This window comes from Rhodococcus sp. Ni2 (assembly GCF_021352185.1).
Lineage (GTDB): Bacteria > Actinomycetota > Actinomycetes > Mycobacteriales > Mycobacteriaceae > Rhodococcus_F > Rhodococcus_F qingshengii.
Genome location: NZ_WOXZ01000001.1, coordinates 2,620,397 through 2,638,209, shown reverse-complemented (window position 1 = coordinate 2,638,209; position 17,813 = coordinate 2,620,397). Strand labels below are relative to the sequence as shown.

Sequence of the window (17,813 nt, the reverse complement as noted above, 5' to 3'; positions counted from 1 at the left end):
ATCCAAGTGAGCAGATGTCATCCACATCGCTCTTTGATCCCAGTAGGGTCATATCCACTGTCACACTCGAGCGCGATATTTACGACTGAGGGGAACACATGACAACCGGTGGGTACGACCCCAACCAGAATCCAGAAGGCGGGAAGCAATTCCCACCCCAGGATCCATATGGCCAGCAGGGAACACCTCCTCCCGGAAGTTACCCACCACCCGCAGGCCCCCCGCAGGGAGGTAGCTACCCGCCCCCTCAGGGCGGAAACTTCCCGCCCCCTCAGGGTGGCAACTACCCGCCTCCCGGTGGATACCCGCCGCCGCCCCAGGGCGGAAACTTCCCGCCGCCTCCGCAGTTCAACGACCAAGGTGCGTACGGCGGAGGAAACCGGCTGCCCTCTGGCGCCGAAGCCGGTGGACTGGGTATTCGATTCGGCGCTCGCCTTATCGACTACATCATTCTCGGCCTAGTGGTCGGGCTCCTGATCATCTTCGTCGATTCGGGATACTGGATAACAGGCCTGCTGACTGCCCTTCTGACATTCGCATATTTCGTTGGGTTCGAGGTCACACAAGGTTGGACCCCAGGCAAGAAGCTCCTTGGGCTGTCGGTGAAGGCCCCGGGAGGCGCGGGCCTTCCCACTCCGCAGCAGTCCGCAATTCGCAACGCATTCAACCTCTTGTCGATCATTCCGATCATCGGAGGACTTCTCTCGCTCGTTGCGTACATCGTCATCGCGGTCACCATCAACAACAGCCCCACCAAGCAGGGCAAGCATGACGAGCTCGCTGGTGGAACTCAGGTAGTCAAGGGTTAGGTGCGCATATGACAACCGGTGGGCACGACCCCAACCAGAATCCCGAGGACGGAAAGCAATTCCCGCCCCAGGATCCCTACGGCCAGCAGGGAACGCCTCCTCCTGGGAGCTATCCCCCGCCGGCGGGGCCTCCGCAGGGCGGAAGCTACCCGCCGCCTGGTGGATACCCCCCACCTCCTCAAGGTGGCAATTACCCGCCGCCAGGTGGATATCCGCCGCCTCCGCAGGGTGGAAGCTATCCCCCTCCCGGAGGCAACTACCCACCGCCCGGTGGATACCCGCCACCTCCCGGAGGCGGTAACTTCCCACCGCCGCCCGCCAATGACTACGGCGCAGGATTCGGTGGACCGCAGCTTTCCGTGGGCGCCGCAATTACCTACGGCTGGAACAAGTTCAAAGACAACGCATTGGTTTGGATCGGAATCTCGATCATCGCGTTCTTGATCGCCGGACTGATCCAGGGCGCTTTCAACGGTTTCGACTACACCAACACAGAGTTCAGCGCGCTGTCCATTGTGGGTGGATTGGTCACCGCTATCGTCGGCTACATCATCCAAGCCGCATTCCTTCGTGGAGCGTTGAGCGAATTGGATGGAATCAAGCCGGCTTTCGGCACCTTCTTCCAATTCACCAACATCGGCGCAGTTGTTCTCGGCGGTTTCCTGGTAGCAGTGGCAACTTACGTCGGTTTGGCTCTCTGCATCATTCCCGGCATCATCGCGGCGTTCCTGCTCTACTACACGCTGACCTTCATCGTGGACAAGAATCAGGATGCGATTTCGGGCATCAAATCGAGTTACGCGTTGACCTCGTCGAACGTCGGGACATTGGTCCTGCTGGCGCTCGCTCTGATCGGTATCAACATCATCGGCGCGCTGCTGTGTGGAATCGGTCTTCTGGTGACGGCGCCCGTCGCACTGATCGCCAGCACCTACGCATACCGCGTGCTGACCGGCGGTCATGTAGCTGCCTGATCAGTTCGTTTGCATCACCGAAGGCCCTGCGGTTCCACGTGAAACCGCAGGGCCTTCGGTGTGTTCTGCGCAACTGGACGGTCGCCAACTCGCATCCGAGCGCCTTGTGGTGCTTGGATGACGGACGTGACAGCTCAGGATCAGCAAGACGAATCGACCCACGAAACCAAATTTGCGCACGTCAGCCGGGGTTATTACCCGACGATCGTCGCGCTCTTCACCGCAACGCTGCTGATCTCGAACGTGGCGGCGACCAAGGGGGTCGCCTTCTTTGCGGATTCCGACTTCTCGCTCGGTCCCTTGCAGATTCTGCCCATCATCACCGATGGTGGATTCTTCTTGTTCCCGCTCGCCTACGTCCTCGGTGACGTGCTCAGCGAGGTCTACGGCTTCAAAGCGACCCGACGCGCGATCTACCTGGGCTTCGGCGCACTGATTCTTGCCGCTGCGTGCTTCTGGATTGCAGTGCAACTCCCGTCGGCAGAGTTCTACGAGAACCAGGCCGCCCTCGAAACCGTGGTCGGTGTCATTCCCCGGCTACTGGTCGCGGGCTTGGCCGCCTACCTCGTCGGACAGCTACTGAACTCACTGGTTCTGGTCATGATGAAAAAGCGCATGCAGGAGAAGCATCTGTGGGCGCGGCTGATCGGCTCGACCGTCGTCGGCGAATTCGCCGATACCCTCATCTTCTGTTCCATCGCGGCCGGTGTCATCGGCATCAGCACATGGGAAGACTTCATCAACTACGTGCTGGTCGGCTTCCTGTGGAAGACGCTTGTCGAGGTTCTGGTCATGCCGATCACCTACCGCGTCATCGCATACGTGAAGAAGCGCGAACCGACCTACGCCTGAGGTGCAGGCGTCTTCGCCGCGTAGAACTTTCCGAGCATGTCCGCCTTGAAGTCGTGGAAATACCCACCTTCGATGCTGGCTCGGATATCGTCGACCAACTTCACGGTGAATCGCTCGTTGTGGATGGTGCAGAGCGTCGACGCGAGCATTTCCTTCGCCTTGAACAGGTGATGGATGTACGCGCGGGTGTAATTGGCGCACGTGTAGCAGTCGCACTCGTCGTCGATAGGCGTGAAGTCACGACGGAATCGGCTGGTGTTGATGTTGAACCTGCCGGAGCGGACGTAAATCGCAGCATTGCGAGCAACACGCGACGGGTTGACGCAGTCGAAGGTGTCCGCACCGTTCTCGATTGCGACGAAGAAGTCGTCCGGTTCACTGATGCCGAGCATATGACGCGGCTTGTTCTCGGGTAGTTCCTCGTTACACCAACGCACGATCGTTCCGAGGTTCTGCTTCTCGAGGGCGCCGCCGATGCCGTAGCCGTCGAAGCCGTATCCGTTCTCGCCTTCGATCGACTCGAGTCCGCGGCAGGCTTGACGTCGCAGATCTTCGTACTGCGCGCCTTGGATCACGCCGAAGAGAGCCTGATAGGGCTTGTCAGCGCGTTCGGCGGTGAGCTTCTCGTGTTCATTGATACAGCGGATCGCCCACGCCTGCGTGCGCTCGACCGATCGCTCCTGGTAGCCGCGGGTGTTGAGCAGCGTTGTGAGCTCGTCGAACGCGAACATGATGTCGGCGCCGAGCTGATGCTGGATCTGCATCGACACCTCGGGGGTGAAGCGATGCTTACTGCCGTCGAGGTGCGATTTGAACGTCACGCCCTCGTCGTCGACTGTCGCGAGACGCTCCTTGCCCTTCGCGATGACGTCGTCGGACTGCACACCGACGGCCTCCATCGCGAGCACCTTCTTGAACCCGACACCAAGCGACATGACTTGGAAGCCACCGCTGTCGGTGAAGGTGGGCCCGTCCCAGTTCATGAACTTGCCCAGCCCGCCGGCCTCGTCGACGATGTCGGGTCCCGGCTGCAAGTACAGGTGGTACGCATTGGCGAGCAACGACTGCGCACCGAGTTCCTTCATGGACTCGGGCAGCACGGCCTTGACCGTGGCCTTGGTTCCGACGGCCACGAACGACGGCGTCGCGATATCGCCGTGCGGTGTGTGGATGGTTCCGGTTCGTCCGAGCCGGTCCTCGAGCCTGGTCCCTATCGTGAAAATCGACTCGGGACGCTTGTCGACGACGGGCTCGGGCGGTGTCGGTACTGCAGAAGTCACGGGCTCAATCCTGTCACAGGAGCAAATATCGCCGTGATCACAGCGAAGAAAGTTCCTACGCGATCAGCATCCGCATTGGTCTACTGACCGAACCCGAGCGGTACCGCCGCGTGAGGGTCCCCACCATACTTCCCACTACACATCCCCCGGCTCGACCGGTTTACCCCGCCAACCCGCTGACAGGAGCTCACTTGACGAGACAGACCGGCCAGACCTACAACTTCGTCACCGTCGACGTCACAGACTCGATTGCCACCGTGACTATCGACAAACCTCCAGCCAACGCATTCAACCCCAGCATGATCGCCGAGCTTCTGGAGATACTGCCGGTACTCGCGTCGGACCAGACCGTCCGCGTCATTGTCGTGACGGGCACTGGACGGTTCTTCGTCGCCGGTGCGGACATCACCGTGATGCGCGAGCTGACGGAAGAAACTCAGCGCGCGATGCGCCCGTGGGTCGACGTACAGCGGATCCTCGAGTCGGCTCCCAAACCTGTCGTCGCGAAGATCAACGGGCACGCACTCGGCGGCGGAGCAGAACTGACGTTGGCCTGCGACTTCCGCATCATGGCGCAGTCGGCGACCATCGGCTTCCCCGAGATCGGACTTGGGCTTTTTCCGGGTGCCGGTGGCAGCCAGCGACTTCCACGCCTCATCGGGGCTCACCGAGCCAAAGTGCTCATGATCGAAGGCAAGCGCCTCAGCGCCGAGCATGCACTCGATATCGGCCTGGTCGACACCGTCGTTGCGGACGCCGACCTCGATGCGCATTGCGCTGACCTCGCACGCGAACTCGCGACGAAACCCACTGCCACCATCGGAATGATCAAACGCATTGTCGACGAGGGCATGTCGTTGCCGCTCGATCAAGCGCTGGATCTCGAATTCGAGGCAGTGCTCGACCTGATCAAGACGGACGACGCTGCTGAGGGACTTCAGTCATTCCTCGACAAGCGGTCCCCCACCTTCACGGGACGCTGACAGCTCCCATTTACCGAGAGGCCATCATGCTCAACAAATTTCAGAAGAAATGGGTGGGCGCAGTCGCTTCTCTCGCCGCCCTGACGATCGCCGTCAGCGGATGCACCCGCCCCGCTACCGACAACTCCGCCGAAAGTGGTGGCCTGGTACGGATCGCGGTGGGTGTAGACCCGTCGTACGCCCCGATTTTCCTGGCCGACCACGAGGGCATGTTCGAGGCCGCCGGCCTCGACGTCCAGGTCATCCAGACGGAAGGCGGGGCGGCGGGCGCCCAGAACGTCGTAGCCGGAACTTCGGAACTCTCCGGCAATGCCGACTCGACGGCACTGTCCGTCATGGCCGCCAATCCGAGCCTGCGGGCGCTGGGCGTATTTCAGGAATCCGACCGGTACTTCCAGGTTGTACTGAGGAACGGCGTCGAACCGAAGTCGATCAAGACCATGGGCGTCTTCCCCGGCATCGGTCTCTACTTCACGAACCAGTACCTGGCCAGTCTCGGCATCGACCCCACGACGGTCACACTCGTGAGCACAAGCCCGCCCGAACAGCCTGCTTTGCTGGCGCGCGGTGACATCGACGGCTTCCTGTCCTTCGACCCCTGGGTGACGCAGAGTGTCAATACCGGCGGGCGCGTTGTTGCCACGACCGGCGACTTCGGCGCCAAGTACGCCCAATGGATCATCGCTTCGGACAACTGGTTGTCCGCGAACGAAGAAACCGCAGGCAAGGTGTTCAAGGTGATCTCGGAAGCGTCGGCAATCGTGAACTCGGATCCGGATCGGGCTGCAACCGCAATTGCCGCGTCTATACAGATGGACCCGGCCGAGGCCGCAGACCGGGTGACCCAAATCGATTTCGGTGGACGCGGATTCACCGAGGACGACGTGGAGCGCGCAAACGAACTTGTTGCATTCTTCCGCGAGCAGGGCAAGATCTCCGCGGACATCGATCCGTCCGCTGTCCTCCTCTCGGGATGGTTCGAGCAGAACGCCGCCTGAGCGGAGAGTGAGAACGGGTCCGGTGGGCAGACCGAAATCATGTCGCCCACCGGGCCGCAGAACTACGTTCGACACCAGTCGGTTCGGCGATATCTTTCGATTGAAACGGAGTAGTTGTGGTGCATCCCCCGGTACGGGTCGTAGAGATTTCCAGTCCGTTTGCGCGATTCGCCGGGCGCATCCTGGTCGGGCTGGGTTTCGAAGTCATTCTGGTAGAACCACCCACCGGTGACCCCAGTCGCACCGAGTCCCAGGGTGATTCGTACTTGCATTGGCATGCGGGCAAGAAGTCCGTTGTCCTCGATATCGACGACAGCAACGATCGCCTCGCTTTCGAAGCACTGCTGCGCAGTGCCGACGTCCTGCTCGACGGCAGCGCGACCGGCGCTCTACGCGACAACCGAGGATCTCTCGTTCACGTACGAGTGACACCCTTCGGCACAACCGGACCGCGAAGTGACTGGAAGGCAACAAATCTGACCGTCGCGGCACTCGGCGGGATGATGGCCCAGGTCGGCGATCCCGAGCACCCTCCACTGCTGCTCCCCGAACTCCAGGCTGAGCAGCTCGCCGGAATCAATGCCGCAATCGGCGTGCTTCTCGGACTGCGTTCGCGATCCAAGGGCCACAACCCGTTGCTGGAGATCAGCGCTCAGGAATGTGTTGCCGCCGCGCTGGAAGCGGGCACTCTTGCCTACATTCACGAGGACCGCGTACCACCGCGTCCGGGCCGGGTACATCCGCTCGTTCCGCACGGACTGTTCCAGGCCGCCGACGGTTATGTCGGTGGCGGCCTCGGCGGTAGCCCCCGCATGTGGGACGGCATGCTGGCCTGGCTGATCGACAACGATGCTCAGGACGATCTCGATCAACCGGAGTGGTCCGACGCGGTCTACCGAAAGACGCATCAGGAACACATTTTCGACGTTCTGTCCGCCTTCATCGCGAAGTGGCCGAAGGAAGAATTCGCGGTCAGCGCGCAGTCACGCAAGTTGCCGTGGGCAGCGGTCGACCGGCCCGAAGAACTGCTGCGTAACCCGCAACTCAACGACCGGGACTTCTTCACCGACGTGACCGGAGATCACGGTACCTACCGCGATCTCGGGTTCGGCTTCGCTTTCCCCGAAGGCCGGCGCATCGGAACGCTCGAGGCTGCCCGGTTGGGCCAGCATCAGGAACTCTTGAAGGCCACCTCGCCTGTGGCAGTGAACGAAACCCACGAGTTCAGCGGTGGCAGCACGCCCAGCCTCGAAGGTGTCCGCGTCCTGGATCTCACGTGGGTGTTGGCGGGCCCGTACGGCACCAGAATCCTTGCCGACCACGGTGCCGATGTCATCAAGGTCGAATCGATCGGACGCCCGGACCCGACTCGCTTTGCACCGTTCATGCATCTCTCGCGAGGACCGCACGACAATCCGAACACCAGCGGGTACTTCAACGACGTCAACCGCAACAAGCGCAGCATCACACTCGATACCCGATCCGCAGAGGGCCTTTCGGTACTGCGCGACCTGATCAGGAACTCCGACGTCGTGGTCGAGAATTTCAGCTCGTCGGTCATGGACAAGATGGGGCTCGGCTACGAACAACTCCGGGAGCTCAAACCGGACATCATCTACGTGTCGATGTCCGGGATGGGTCACACCGGTCCTCGCAAGGACTGGGTGTCGTATGCCGACATCGTTTCGGCAAGTACCGGTTTGACCGCACTGACCGGCTGGAACGCCGATGACGTTGTCGGAGTCATCTACGGCCATGGCGACATCGTCGCCGGACTGCAAGCCGGCGTCGCGATGCTGGCAGCCCTCGACTACCGCGACCGGACCGGCCGGGGACAGCACGTAGACCTGTCACAACTCGAAGCCATGGCAGCGCACATGGGTACCAGCGTTCTCCGAGCCGCCCGGTCACAGTCCCCCGATCCGATCGGCAACAGCCATCACGAATTGGCACCACACGGCGTGTACCCGTGCCTCGGCAGCGACCGGTGGTGCTCGATTGCCGTTCGCGATACCACGGAATGGAATGCATTGTGCCGCATCATCGAAGCAGAGAAATGGATCGGCAATCCTGACTTCGCGAGTGCAGAAAGCCGCCAAGCCGATCACGAACGTATCGACGACGCCATCGCCGACTGGACCAGGACTCTGTCACCCGAAACCGTCATGGAACGCTTGCAATCGGCGGGTATCGCGGCCGGCACCGTCCAGGACGGACGCGACCTGGTCGAGAGCGATCCACATCTTCGGGCACGCAGTTTCTATTCGGCACAGGAACATCCCCTCGCCGGAACATTCCTCCACGAAGGCATCCCCGTTCGCCGGAACTCCGAACCCGGCTCGATCCGACGCGCTGCGCCGGTGCTGGGCGCGGACACCGACGACGTCCTCGAGTCGGTGCTCAGATACAGCGACGAACTGATCGCCGGACTTCGCGACCAGTCGATCCTGTCCTGACCGCACTCATATTCAGTACATCCATTCACAGATCGCTACTAGGAGACACAATGCGCGCGGCCCGACTCCATCAGTTCGGCACTTCACCGGTCATCGACGACATCGACATTCCCACACGTGAATCCGGTCAGACGCTCGTGCGCATCGACGCTGCCGCGCTCGGCCATCTCGACATCACCGTCGCGAGCGGAAACTTCGGAGTCAAGCCGAACCTGCCACATATCGGTGGAACAGACGGAGCGGCGACGGTAATCGAATCCGACACCTATGAGCCTGGCACCCGCCTTCTGGTCCGAGGCGGCGGAGTCGGCCTGTTCAAGAACGGTTGCTGGGCTGAGTATCTGGTAGCGGCAGACAAGGCGTTCACACCCTTTGATCCCGCACTGTCGCCGGCCGTCGCCGCAACCTTCTTCCTGCCCAGCACAACCGGCTATGTTGCCGTCAACGACATTGCAGCCGTCGCTCCCGGCGAACGAGTTGTTGTCGCCGGAGCATCCGGCGCTGTCGGATCGATGGCAGCACAGTTCGCTCTGCTTGCCGGAGCGTCCGAGGTAATCGGTGTTGTACCGCGCGAAGATCAGGCTGCCTTGCTTCCGGAGGGTGTGCGTCCCGTCGTCGGGCAAGGCGACGAACTTGCCGGAGTGGTGGGATCCGAGCCTTCCGTCGACGCCGTGATCGACACGCTTGGCGGCGACGGCTTGCCGCACCTTCTGGCGAGTGTTGTCCCCGGTGGCCGGGCTGCCCTGATCGGATATACCTTGGGTAAGAGCCTCACCCTGGACTTGCCGAACTGGTTGCTCAGCGATGTCCGGATCCTGCCCGTCAACATGATTCGCAAGACTGCCCGGCAAGCCGAACTGGCACCTGAAATGATCCGGCTGCTCATCGAAGGCAAGATTTCCGTTGCAGTGCAGGAGTTTCCGCTGGATGACATCGCAACGGCACTGCAGTTGATGGGTGAGGGCAAGGTTGCCGGCCGGGCCGTCGTCGTACCCTGAGGGATACAATTACCCATGCACCACGACGCACATGCCATTCCGCGCTCGCTTCCGGATTTGATCCGGAGGCGAGCTTTGGAGCGTCCGGAGCACCCGGCGCTCGTCGTCGACGGGATCACGGTCACCTACCGCGAATTGCGGGATCGTGCAGCGTCGATGGGGGCGGATCTCCGTAATCACGGTGTCGGCCGTGGGGAGCGCGTGGCGGCACTGTCCGGCAACAGGATCGAACTGGCAGACCTTGTTCTCGGATGCGCGTGGATCGGTGCGGTTGTCGTCCCACTCAATACGGCCCTCCGAGCCGACAGTGTTGCCAGCGCACTCGAACAGGCTGGTGTACAACGGATCCTGGTTTCACCCGAATACTCAGGCGCTGTAGCCGGATTCGACGGCACCGTGTGGGTCATGGGTGAACAGTGCGTCCCCACTGCCGGTTCGCATCCGGGCTGTGAGCCCGAGACCCTCGATCCGCTCGACCTGGCCGCGATACTCTTCACCTCCGGCACCACCGGTCTGCCCCGAGGCGTCCGATGCCCGCACGCGCAGTTCCTGCAGTGGGGCAAAGGCGTCGGCGCCTCACTCGGGCTCACCGGGGACGATGTGCTGTACAACTGCCTGCCGCTGTTTCACACCAATGCTCTCAATGCCTTTGTTCAGTCCCTTTGGGCCGGGTCTACTTTTTTCCTGGGACAACGCTTTTCGGTCCGCAATCATTGGCGCGAAGTTCGCGAGATCGGCGCAACTGTCGACTACCTGCTGGGTGCGATGGTGGCCATGTTGATGAACGCGGACCCATCGCCGCAAGACCGACAGCACAGCGTCCACGTGGCACTTGCCCCCGCAACGCCGGCTCATCTGATCGAACCGTTTGCCCAGAGATTCGGTGTAGAACTCGTGGACGGATTCGGAAGTACCGAAACCAATCTCGTGATCGGCACACTTCCGGGAGATCGGCGGGCCGGGTACATGGGGCGGGTGATGAGTGGCTACGACGCCGCAGTCGTCAACGACGGTACTGCGGCCGCAGACGGGGAGCCCGGCGAACTGGTGGTCCGCAGCACGATCCCCGGCGCCTGTTCACTGGGCTATCTGGGCGAGGAGATTCCGGCGACGGAGAGTTGGATACAGACCGGTGACAGGGTGATTCGGGAAGCAGACGGCTGGTTCCGATTTGTCGATCGCATCAAAGACGTGATTCGGCGCCGCGGTGAAAATATTTCCGGGGCCGAAGTGGAAACCGTTCTGGCGTTGCATCCGTCGGTCGGTCAGGTTGCCGTCTTCCCGGTACCGTCGGATCTGGCCGAGGACGACGTCATGGCAACTGTAATACTGCGCCCCGGAGTATCTTTCGACCCCATTTCGATTCTGGAGTTCTCCCAGCAACAGCTGCCGTACTTTGCACTTCCCCGGTACATCGACGTCGTGGACACGTTGCCACTCACCGAAACCGGCAAGGTACAGAAAGCAGTGCTACGTGAGAGGGGCGTCGGCCCACACACCTGGGACTGCGAGAAGAGCGTGTTCCGCGCCCGGCGATAGACCGCGCCTCGCTACTTGCCGCAACCGTTGAACGAACACATCACCGGACTGCAGATCGTGCGCAGAGCCAGCGGGTCGCTCGGCGAATGTGTGCACTTCATGGCATGAAGTTTTCGGGTGATTCCGGCGCCGGCAGTGCGCAGGGCCCCGGTGATGCGGCTGACGTTGAGGCGAGCCGTCGGCGCTGTCACAGACAACGCGCCGGCCAGAGTGCGCGGGCCGCTGAACACCGGCACTGCGACGCTCATGTACCCGAGCCGTGTCTCCTCGACCTCCACCGCGAGTTGTTCCTTACGCATCCGCTCGGTTTGCTGGCGCAGCACGCTGACGGACATCGTCGTTCGACTGGTCAAGGCGGTGAAACCCTGCTCGACTACCTCGTCGAAGACCGATTGCGGGGAGAAGGCAAGGATGATCTTGCCGGTGGCGGTGCAGTACAGCGGGAGCCGACCGGCCACCCGCGACTGCTGATTGAGCCCGCGGTGTCCGATGATCTTCTCGATGTAGAGGACGTCGATGCCGTCACGAACCGCAAAGTGAACCGTCTCCTGCGTCGCCAGCAGTAGGTCCTCCATGTACGGCAGCGCCGCGTCGCGCAGAATCCGCTGACGCGGCACCAATTGGCCCAGCTCGAACAATCGCAGGCCGAGCCGGTACTTGGTACCCGCGCGCTCGAGCAATCCCCACTCGACCAGCTCGCCGGCCAACCGGTGAACCGTCGCTTTCGCGACCCCACTGCGCCGGGTGAGCTCCGTCAGAGACAGGTCACTGTGGTCGGTGTCGAAAGCGTCCAAGATCATTCGAGCCTTGCCCAGGACCGAGGACAGTTCACCTGCAGGCTGCGATGCAGCGGTCGTTTCCGACGCGATGGGTAGTACGGATCCGAACCCGACGGATTGTTGTGGAGCGGCCATGAGTGTCCTCCTGAACGATCTGTGACAGCCTGCCGAGACCGAGTGCCACAACGACCGAGATCGGTCGGGGTCCTCGTTAGGTGCAGGTGCTTCGAGACTGACACTATGGTGACGACACGATGAGACGCACGCCACACGGTCCGCTCAGTGAACCCGTCCCGCAGAGTTTACACGGGGCGCCTACCTGCGTAATTCTCCAGAAACATGCGGACGGCGGATGCAATTTGCGGAGCGTGCTCCTCGACGAGTGCGACGGTCCCCGATTCGACGATCTCCTTTTCCACCACTGCCGCACCCGTCAGGTGTGCACGCAACGGCGCAATGTTAGGCATCGAGAAGGGATCCTTCTGCGCGCCGATCAGCAAAACCGGCGCAGTCACCGAACCGACTCTCGCCTCCATGACGTAGCGGGCGCAGGCTTTGTGCCCCTCCGCCGGATCTACCCGGTAGGCAAGCGCGTCTCGGATGAACCTGTCGAGCAGTGCGGTGCCTGGTTCGGGGTAGTAGGGGCGACGCATCTCCCACAGCCTGGTCAGATGGCTACCGTCTGCGGCCCGGTCGACGCAGTCGATCCCACCGGGTCCCGAGTGCCCCTCGCGGTAGTTGCGGTCGGTCCACGGGCACGACGAGAGCACGGCAGCGTGCACCCTCTCGGGGCGTGATGCCGCCATCTCGAGCGCCACTGCCGCACCGGTGTGGTGACCGATGACCGTGACTCGATCGACGCCCAGGGTGTCGAGCAATTCCCACGCGCCTCGCGCATAGGTCTCGATGGTCTGCGGGCCGGGCACCGGAGCACTGTTGCCGTACCCCGGCATGTCCATCGCGACAACGCGGAAGTCGTCGGCAAGGAGTGGAATGAACTCGCGGAACTCGTCCCACGACCGGGGCGCCTGATGAAGCAGGAGAATCGCCTCACCCGAACCTTGCTGCGCGTAATGCAATTGCCCGAAAGACGAATCAACGTATCCGAGTTGCAGGCCGCCAGCCATCAGAACGCCGCAACCATCGGGGTATCGACGCCGACGATGTCGATCTTTGCCGAACCACCCGGATTTCCGACGGGCTCGCTACGGGTAGGCAAGACCTCGAGGAAGAAGCGCTTGTTGTCTTCCTTGAAATCCGGGTCTGCTTTCCGGTCGACGGTGATCGCCTCCACCGGGCAGGCCAATTCGCAAGCGCCGCAATCGATGCATTCGTTCGGGTTGATGTAGAGCTTGCGATCACCCTCGTAGATGCAATCCACGGGGCATTCTTCCATGCACGATCGGTCCGTGTAGTCGATGCATGCTTCACCGATGACAAATGCCATTGCCTAGCTCTCCTGTTCGGTGGAGTGTCCAGGGAAGATTTCTGCTTCCGGATCCAGCACTGCCGCAGCGTTGTTCACCGCAGTCGCGGCCTCGCCGAAACCGACGGCGATCAAGCGGACCTTGCCGGGATAGTCCGTGATGTCCCCGGCGGCATACACACGCGGAACATTCGTCTCCATCCGTGTGTTCACCGCGATGTGGCGATTGTCGATCTCGATTCCCCACTCCATCATCGGACCGAGGTCGGCCGTGAATCCCAATGCAGCGATGACGGATTGAGCGGGCAGCGTGGACGTGCTCTTGTCTTGTTTGTGGGTGATGTCGACCTCGCCGATCCACCCGTTTCCACGTACCGCCGAGACATCGGCGTTGACGAGAACCTGGACACTGCTTTCCTGCACCTTGGCGACTGTGGATTTGTGCGCGCGGAAACGATCTCGCCGGTGAACCAGGGTGACGGACTTGGCAATCGGTTCCAGGTGAACGGCCCAGTCGAACGCGCTGTCGCCGCCACCGACGATGACAACGTCTTTCCCGGTGTGCGCCGACAAATCCGGGACGAAGTAACTCAGCCCCCGATCCATGAACTCCGAACCCTTCGCCAACGGACGCGGGGTGAAGGTTCCGATGCCGCCGGTGATGACAACCGCGCCGGCCACCACGACCTGGCCCGTGCTGGTGGTGATCCGCACCCGGCCGTCGTCGTCATGCGACAGCTCACGAGCCTGCATGCCCAGAAGGTACACCGGATCGAACGGGGCAGCCTGCGCCATCAAACCCTCGATGAGGTTGCGTCCCTTGACCGAAGGGAATCCCGCGATGTCGAGGATCGCCTTCTCCGGGTACATCGCACTGACCTGTCCCCCCGGTTCCGCAAGGGCATCGATCACGGCAACCGAGAGGCCGCGGAAGCCTGCGTAGTACGCGCCGTACAGCCCGGCGGGGCCGGCACCAATGATCAGAATATCGACGCCGATCTCGTTGTCGGTCGCCGTGGAAGACGTTTTGTTCACACTCGATACGGTATTGCGCCGACGGACTCACGCAAATGAAACCGGTCCGCTCAACAGACCTCGGTAACAGTTGCGGGACAACACGAAAAGGGCCCGCCGACCTCTCGATCGACGGGCCCAATGCTCGCAGGAATTCAGTGCGCGAAGAATTCAGTGCGCGAATACCTCGGGTTCGTCTGCTGCGATCTTCTGGATGATGGTCGAGTACGCAAACCACCCCACCTTCTCGGTGCCGACTGCTTCGTAGGTCTGCGCCGCGATCTTCTCGTGCAGGACAACCGGATCACCGGCGGCTCGCGCCGTCAACTCCGCCTGCATCGACCGCTCCATCGACACATACCACCACACTGCGCTCTCCACGGAAGTTCCGACGGTCAGATGACCGTGGTTGGTGAGGATCACGGCCTTGTTCGATCCGAGGGCATCCGCGATGCGAATCCCCTCCTCTTCGTCCAGCGCCACCCCGTGATACTCCTCGTAGATCGAGTGATCCTCGTGAAAGGCGCACGCGTCCTGAGTGATCGGCGTGAGGCGGGTGTGCAGCGAGGAGAACGCCTTACCGTTCAAACCGTGAGCGTGAACAGCTCCGATGACGTCGGGACGAGCCTCGTGAACCTTGCTGTGGATGACAAACGCTGCTCGGTTGAGCGGTCCGTCTCCGGAAATGACCGCGCCGTCCGACGCCACATGCAGCAATTCCTCCGGCTGAACCTGGGAGAAGTGCCGCCCGAACGGCGCAGTCCAGAAAGTCTCCGGATCTTCTGGGTCTCGGGCGGTGATATGTCCCGAGATTCCCTCGTCCAAACCGAATTTCGACAAAATCCGATACCCGCCGATGACAGCGGTCTTGCGACGACGCCGCTCACTCTCGATATCGGTGAACTCGGGTGGTCCCGGAATTCCGGCCTGCTCGGCAATGCTCAGCGGGTGATTCATGCTGCGCTCCTGACTATTTGACGCCGTAACGGGCGAGGTACCGCGAGGACAGAATGCGGAGAATCCGGTCGAAGATGAAGCCCATGATGCCCAGGACGATGATGCCGACGAACGTCCAGTCGATCCGGCCGTAGTTTCGAGCCTGCCAGATCATCGAACCGATACCCTGGTCGGCGGCGACGATCTCCGCCGACACGATGGTGAGGAAGCTGTTGCCCATCGCCAGGCGAGCGCCCGTGACGATGCCGGGGATCGACGACGGCAAGACCACCGTCTTCATGATCTGAAGTTTGTTGGCACCAAGATTTGCCGCTGCCTGCAGTTTGTTCTCGCTGATCGCTACAGTCGCGGCAATCGTGCTGACCGTGACGATGAATACCGAGGTGTAGAAGATCAGAACAACCTTCGACGTCTCACCGATGCCGAACCAGACGACGGCGAGAGTGACAAACGCAATAGGCGGAATGAACCGGAAGAACTCGATGTACGGATCGAGGAGCTGTCGCACGATGGAAATGCGGCCCATCAGAATTCCGACGGGAGCACCGATCACGACACCCAGGAACCAGCCGATGAGAATTCGCTGACCCGATGCGGTGATCGACGACCACAGAACGCCGCTCTCCCACAGTTCCTGTGCCGCCGACCATACTTCGGCCGGTGATGCAATGGTGGTCGGCCCGTACCACCACGCCAGGAACGACCAGATGCCCAAACCGATTGCCGCTGAGGCTGCATACATCAGCGTCGCTTTGACAATCTTGGATCGCCGCGCCGACGAACGCTTTTTTGTCTCCGCCACCTTCGCTGTTCTCACACCGGCTGAACCACCGGTCACTACAGCCGTCACAGCTCGTCCTCCTCAATGCCTTGGTTCCGCAGCGACGCAACCACTTCTGCCCGAATGTCGTCCCGCAGCTTCTCGTAGAGCTCGATCACCTCGGGATCGTTGCGGTCTCGCGGACGAGCCGCATTGACCTCGTAGACGCTCTTGATCCGGGCCCGCGGGCCGGCCGACATCACGATCACACGGTCAGCCAACGTCAGTGCCTCGTCGATATCGTGAGTCACGAATACCACGGTGCAGCGGGTGTGCCGCCAGATACGGTCGAGTTCGGTCTGCAGAACCTGACGAGTCTGAGCGTCCAACGCACCGAACGGCTCGTCCATGAGAACCAACGACGGCTGGTTGGCAAGAACTCGTGCGATCTGAACACGTTGCCGCATACCGCCGGACAGCTGCGAGGGGAACTTCGCACCCGCGTGGGGCAAGCCGACCATCGCGAGGTACTCGGCCGCGATACTCGCCTGCTCGCTGCGGTTCGCTCCACGCATCCTGGGGCCGTAGGCCACGTTCTGGCTCACGGTCATCCATTCGAACAACGCTTCGGAGCTCTGAAACACCATGCCGGCGTGGCGGTTACTGCCGGCGACGACATCTCCGTCGCACACGATCTCGCCGGCGCTGGGTTCAACGAAGCCGGCCATGGACGACAGCAGCGTCGACTTGCCGCAGCCACTCGGACCGAGCAGACAGACGAATTCACCTGGCTGCACGTGCATGTCGATTCCGGCGACGATCTCCGCCGCGCCGAAGCTGATTCCGAGGTCGACCACGTCGATGGCAACACCGGTGTTCTTCTTGCCGGGGCCGGCTGTCCCCGGGCTATTCGTCGAGCTGGTCGTTGAACCACTTGTTGCGATACTCACTGTGCACCATCCTTGTACCAATCCAGAAGCATTGCCGATTCGAGATCCGGCTGGTCGCTGAGAACACCGATCGACTTGTAGAAATCTACGATCGATTGAGCCGACTCGACATCCGCAGCTTCGAGATTCACCACGGCGAAGTCGATCTCGTCCACCGCGGCAATAGTCTGATCCTCGCTGACGTTCACAGCCGCCTTGGTCGCGGACGCTGCCACGCCCGGATCCGACTCGACCTTGCGCGTTGCCTCGTCGAGCACCTTCGCGACGGTTCGCGCTGTCTCTTCGTTGGCCGACAACCACGGAGCCGTCGTGATCGCCCAATGATGATAGAACCAGCCGTAGTCTCCGGTTACTGCCACCACGTGGCCGGTTCCCTGATCCAGGGCGGTGGCCGGCCACGGCTCCCACAGGACAAACCCGTCGATGTCGCCGCGACTGAGCAGTGCGGGCATGTCCGTCGGGGTCGCCGAGATCATCTCGACCGAACCGGGGGCAATGGAATTGGCAGCGAGGTACTTGTCCGTCGAAATCTGGCTGAGACCCGGGACGATGCCCATCTTCTTGATCGCAGCCGGTGAGTCGACACCGTTACGCAGCACGACCTTGATGTAGTCACCCGACGCCTCGTACGAGTACATCGCGCGCAACGACGGATTCTGACGCAACTGGGCGATCGTTGTCGTATCGGAGCTACCGGCGATCTGGACCTGCCCGGTCGAGAGTGCGTCGACGGCCTCGCCACCACGACCGAACTGGACGAGTTCGACGTCCAAACCGGCAGCGTCGAACATGCCTTCCTGATCCGCTACGAAGAACGGAGCGTAGGAAGCATCGATTCCGACTGCGATACGCAGTGGTCCACTTCCGGCAGAATCAGCTGTGCTTTGCGTCGCCGGGCGGCTGCATGCGCCGGTTGCAACGGTCAGCAGCAGCGCAGCCGAAACAAGAGCAGTCCTTCCAAACTTTGACAGCGAGGCCATCTACTCACACCTTTGTTTGTGATCTGTGCCGCAGTTGCGGGTCGTGGAGAGCAAACCT

The 17,813-nt window shown here is 61.7% G+C and carries 17 protein-coding genes; 8 read left to right on the top strand and 9 right to left on the bottom strand.

The genetic code is table 11. From position 1 onward, the window contains the following. Positions 1–98 precede the first annotated feature (98 nt). The 3 genes from GN300_RS29990 to GN300_RS12825 all read left to right on the top strand — a co-directional run bounded on the left by GN300_RS29990 (position 99) and on the right by GN300_RS12825 (position 2,635). Positions 99–809, top strand: coding sequence for an RDD family protein (locus tag GN300_RS29990; protein ID WP_007731590.1), 711 nt, complete (start codon positions 99–101; stop codon positions 807–809). A gap of 8 nt (positions 810–817) precedes the next feature. Next, a complete protein-coding gene (locus tag GN300_RS12830; protein WP_207624207.1) occupies positions 818–1,783 on the top strand; it encodes a hypothetical protein in 966 nt (321 codons plus the stop codon). Positions 1,784–1,900: 117 nt separating this feature from the next. Beyond that, complete coding sequence (locus tag GN300_RS12825) at positions 1,901–2,635, top strand: queuosine precursor transporter (protein WP_030535741.1); 735 nt, start codon at positions 1,901–1,903, stop codon at positions 2,633–2,635. On the opposite strand, the gene tgt is transcribed toward GN300_RS12825, so the two are convergent. Continuing rightward, positions 2,626–3,915, bottom strand: a complete 1,290-nt coding sequence (gene tgt / locus GN300_RS12820) for a tRNA guanosine(34) transglycosylase Tgt (RefSeq protein ID WP_030535742.1) — start codon at positions 3,913–3,915, stop codon at positions 2,626–2,628. The two genes, GN300_RS12825 and tgt, sit on opposite strands and share 10 nt — an antisense overlap. Positions 3,916–4,106: 191 nt before the next feature. Here tgt and GN300_RS12815 point away from each other — a divergent pair, with 191 nt between their 5' ends. The 5 genes from GN300_RS12815 (at position 4,107) to GN300_RS12795 (ending at position 10,889) form a co-directional block, all read left to right on the top strand. Next, complete coding sequence (locus GN300_RS12815; protein WP_020723626.1) at positions 4,107–4,898, top strand: enoyl-CoA hydratase/isomerase family protein; 792 nt, start codon at positions 4,107–4,109, stop codon at positions 4,896–4,898. A 26-nt stretch (positions 4,899–4,924) separates the two neighbouring features. Further along, positions 4,925–5,896, top strand: a complete 972-nt coding sequence (locus tag GN300_RS12810) for an ABC transporter substrate-binding protein (protein ID WP_007731596.1) — start codon at positions 4,925–4,927, stop codon at positions 5,894–5,896. 119 nt (positions 5,897–6,015) lie between these two features. Beyond that, positions 6,016–8,352 (top strand): CoA transferase, encoded by a 2,337-nt coding sequence (locus GN300_RS29900; RefSeq protein ID WP_232329968.1) that lies wholly within the window; start codon positions 6,016–6,018, stop codon positions 8,350–8,352. Positions 8,353–8,402: 50 nt separating this feature from the next. Beyond that, entirely contained in the window at positions 8,403–9,350 is a 948-nt protein-coding gene (locus GN300_RS12800; RefSeq protein WP_007731598.1) for a zinc-binding alcohol dehydrogenase family protein, read from the top strand. 15 nt (positions 9,351–9,365) lie between these two features. Further along, on the top strand, positions 9,366–10,889 hold the full coding sequence (locus tag GN300_RS12795; protein ID WP_007731600.1) for an AMP-binding protein: 1,524 nt from the start codon (positions 9,366–9,368) through the stop codon (positions 10,887–10,889). A gap of 11 nt (positions 10,890–10,900) precedes the next feature. Here GN300_RS12795 and GN300_RS12790 read toward each other — a convergent pair whose 3' ends face one another. From GN300_RS12790 to GN300_RS12755, 8 genes are all read right to left on the bottom strand, one after another. Continuing rightward, positions 10,901–11,803 (bottom strand): IclR family transcriptional regulator, encoded by a 903-nt coding sequence (locus tag GN300_RS12790; RefSeq protein ID WP_007731601.1) that lies wholly within the window; start codon positions 11,801–11,803, stop codon positions 10,901–10,903. Between the two features lie 167 nt (positions 11,804–11,970). Then, positions 11,971–12,795, bottom strand: coding sequence for an alpha/beta fold hydrolase (locus GN300_RS12785; protein WP_063315224.1), 825 nt, complete (start codon positions 12,793–12,795; stop codon positions 11,971–11,973). Continuing rightward, the gene (locus GN300_RS12780; RefSeq protein ID WP_007731605.1) at positions 12,795–13,115 is read right to left on the bottom strand and encodes a DUF362 domain-containing protein; all 321 of its coding nucleotides are present in this window, start codon (positions 13,113–13,115) and stop codon (positions 12,795–12,797) included. The genes GN300_RS12785 and GN300_RS12780 overlap by 1 nt, the downstream gene beginning before the upstream one ends. A 3-nt stretch (positions 13,116–13,118) precedes the next feature. Continuing rightward, positions 13,119–14,129: an NAD(P)/FAD-dependent oxidoreductase gene (locus GN300_RS12775; RefSeq protein WP_050655582.1), complete on the bottom strand. Its 1,011-nt coding sequence runs from the start codon at positions 14,127–14,129 to the stop codon at positions 13,119–13,121. Positions 14,130–14,279: 150 nt separating this feature from the next. After that, entirely contained in the window at positions 14,280–15,065 is a 786-nt protein-coding gene (locus GN300_RS12770; protein WP_054188628.1) for a class II aldolase/adducin family protein, read from the bottom strand. 13 nt (positions 15,066–15,078) lie between these two features. Further along, entirely contained in the window at positions 15,079–15,915 is an 837-nt protein-coding gene (locus tag GN300_RS12765; RefSeq protein ID WP_019746502.1) for an ABC transporter permease, read from the bottom strand. Next, on the bottom strand, positions 15,912–16,775 hold the full coding sequence (locus tag GN300_RS12760) for an ABC transporter ATP-binding protein (RefSeq protein WP_197487704.1): 864 nt from the start codon (positions 16,773–16,775) through the stop codon (positions 15,912–15,914). The genes GN300_RS12765 and GN300_RS12760 overlap by 4 nt, the downstream gene beginning before the upstream one ends. Then, positions 16,772–17,755, bottom strand: a complete 984-nt coding sequence (locus GN300_RS12755; protein WP_007731624.1) for an ABC transporter substrate-binding protein — start codon at positions 17,753–17,755, stop codon at positions 16,772–16,774. The genes GN300_RS12760 and GN300_RS12755 overlap by 4 nt, the downstream gene beginning before the upstream one ends. Between the last annotated feature and the right edge of the window lie 58 nt (positions 17,756–17,813).

Coding starts and splice junctions, on each gene's coding strand:
- GN300_RS12810 (WP_007731596.1), top strand. CDS start 4,925: ATGCTCAACAAATTTCAGAAGAAATGGGTGGGCGCAGTCGCTTCTCTC.
- GN300_RS12785 (WP_063315224.1), bottom strand. CDS start 12,795: ATGGCTGGCGGCCTGCAACTCGGATACGTTGATTCGTCTTTCGGGCAA.
- GN300_RS12755 (WP_007731624.1), bottom strand. CDS start 17,755: ATGGCCTCGCTGTCAAAGTTTGGAAGGACTGCTCTTGTTTCGGCTGCG.
- GN300_RS12790 (WP_007731601.1), bottom strand. CDS start 11,803: ATGGCCGCTCCACAACAATCCGTCGGGTTCGGATCCGTACTACCCATC.
- GN300_RS12800 (WP_007731598.1), top strand. CDS start 8,403: ATGCGCGCGGCCCGACTCCATCAGTTCGGCACTTCACCGGTCATCGAC.
- GN300_RS29990 (WP_007731590.1), top strand. CDS start 99: ATGACAACCGGTGGGTACGACCCCAACCAGAATCCAGAAGGCGGGAAG.
- GN300_RS12770 (WP_054188628.1), bottom strand. CDS start 15,065: ATGAATCACCCGCTGAGCATTGCCGAGCAGGCCGGAATTCCGGGACCA.
- GN300_RS12825 (WP_030535741.1), top strand. CDS start 1,901: ATGACGGACGTGACAGCTCAGGATCAGCAAGACGAATCGACCCACGAA.
- GN300_RS12780 (WP_007731605.1), bottom strand. CDS start 13,115: ATGGCATTTGTCATCGGTGAAGCATGCATCGACTACACGGACCGATCG.
- GN300_RS12830 (WP_207624207.1), top strand. CDS start 818: ATGACAACCGGTGGGCACGACCCCAACCAGAATCCCGAGGACGGAAAG.
- GN300_RS12795 (WP_007731600.1), top strand. CDS start 9,366: ATGCACCACGACGCACATGCCATTCCGCGCTCGCTTCCGGATTTGATC.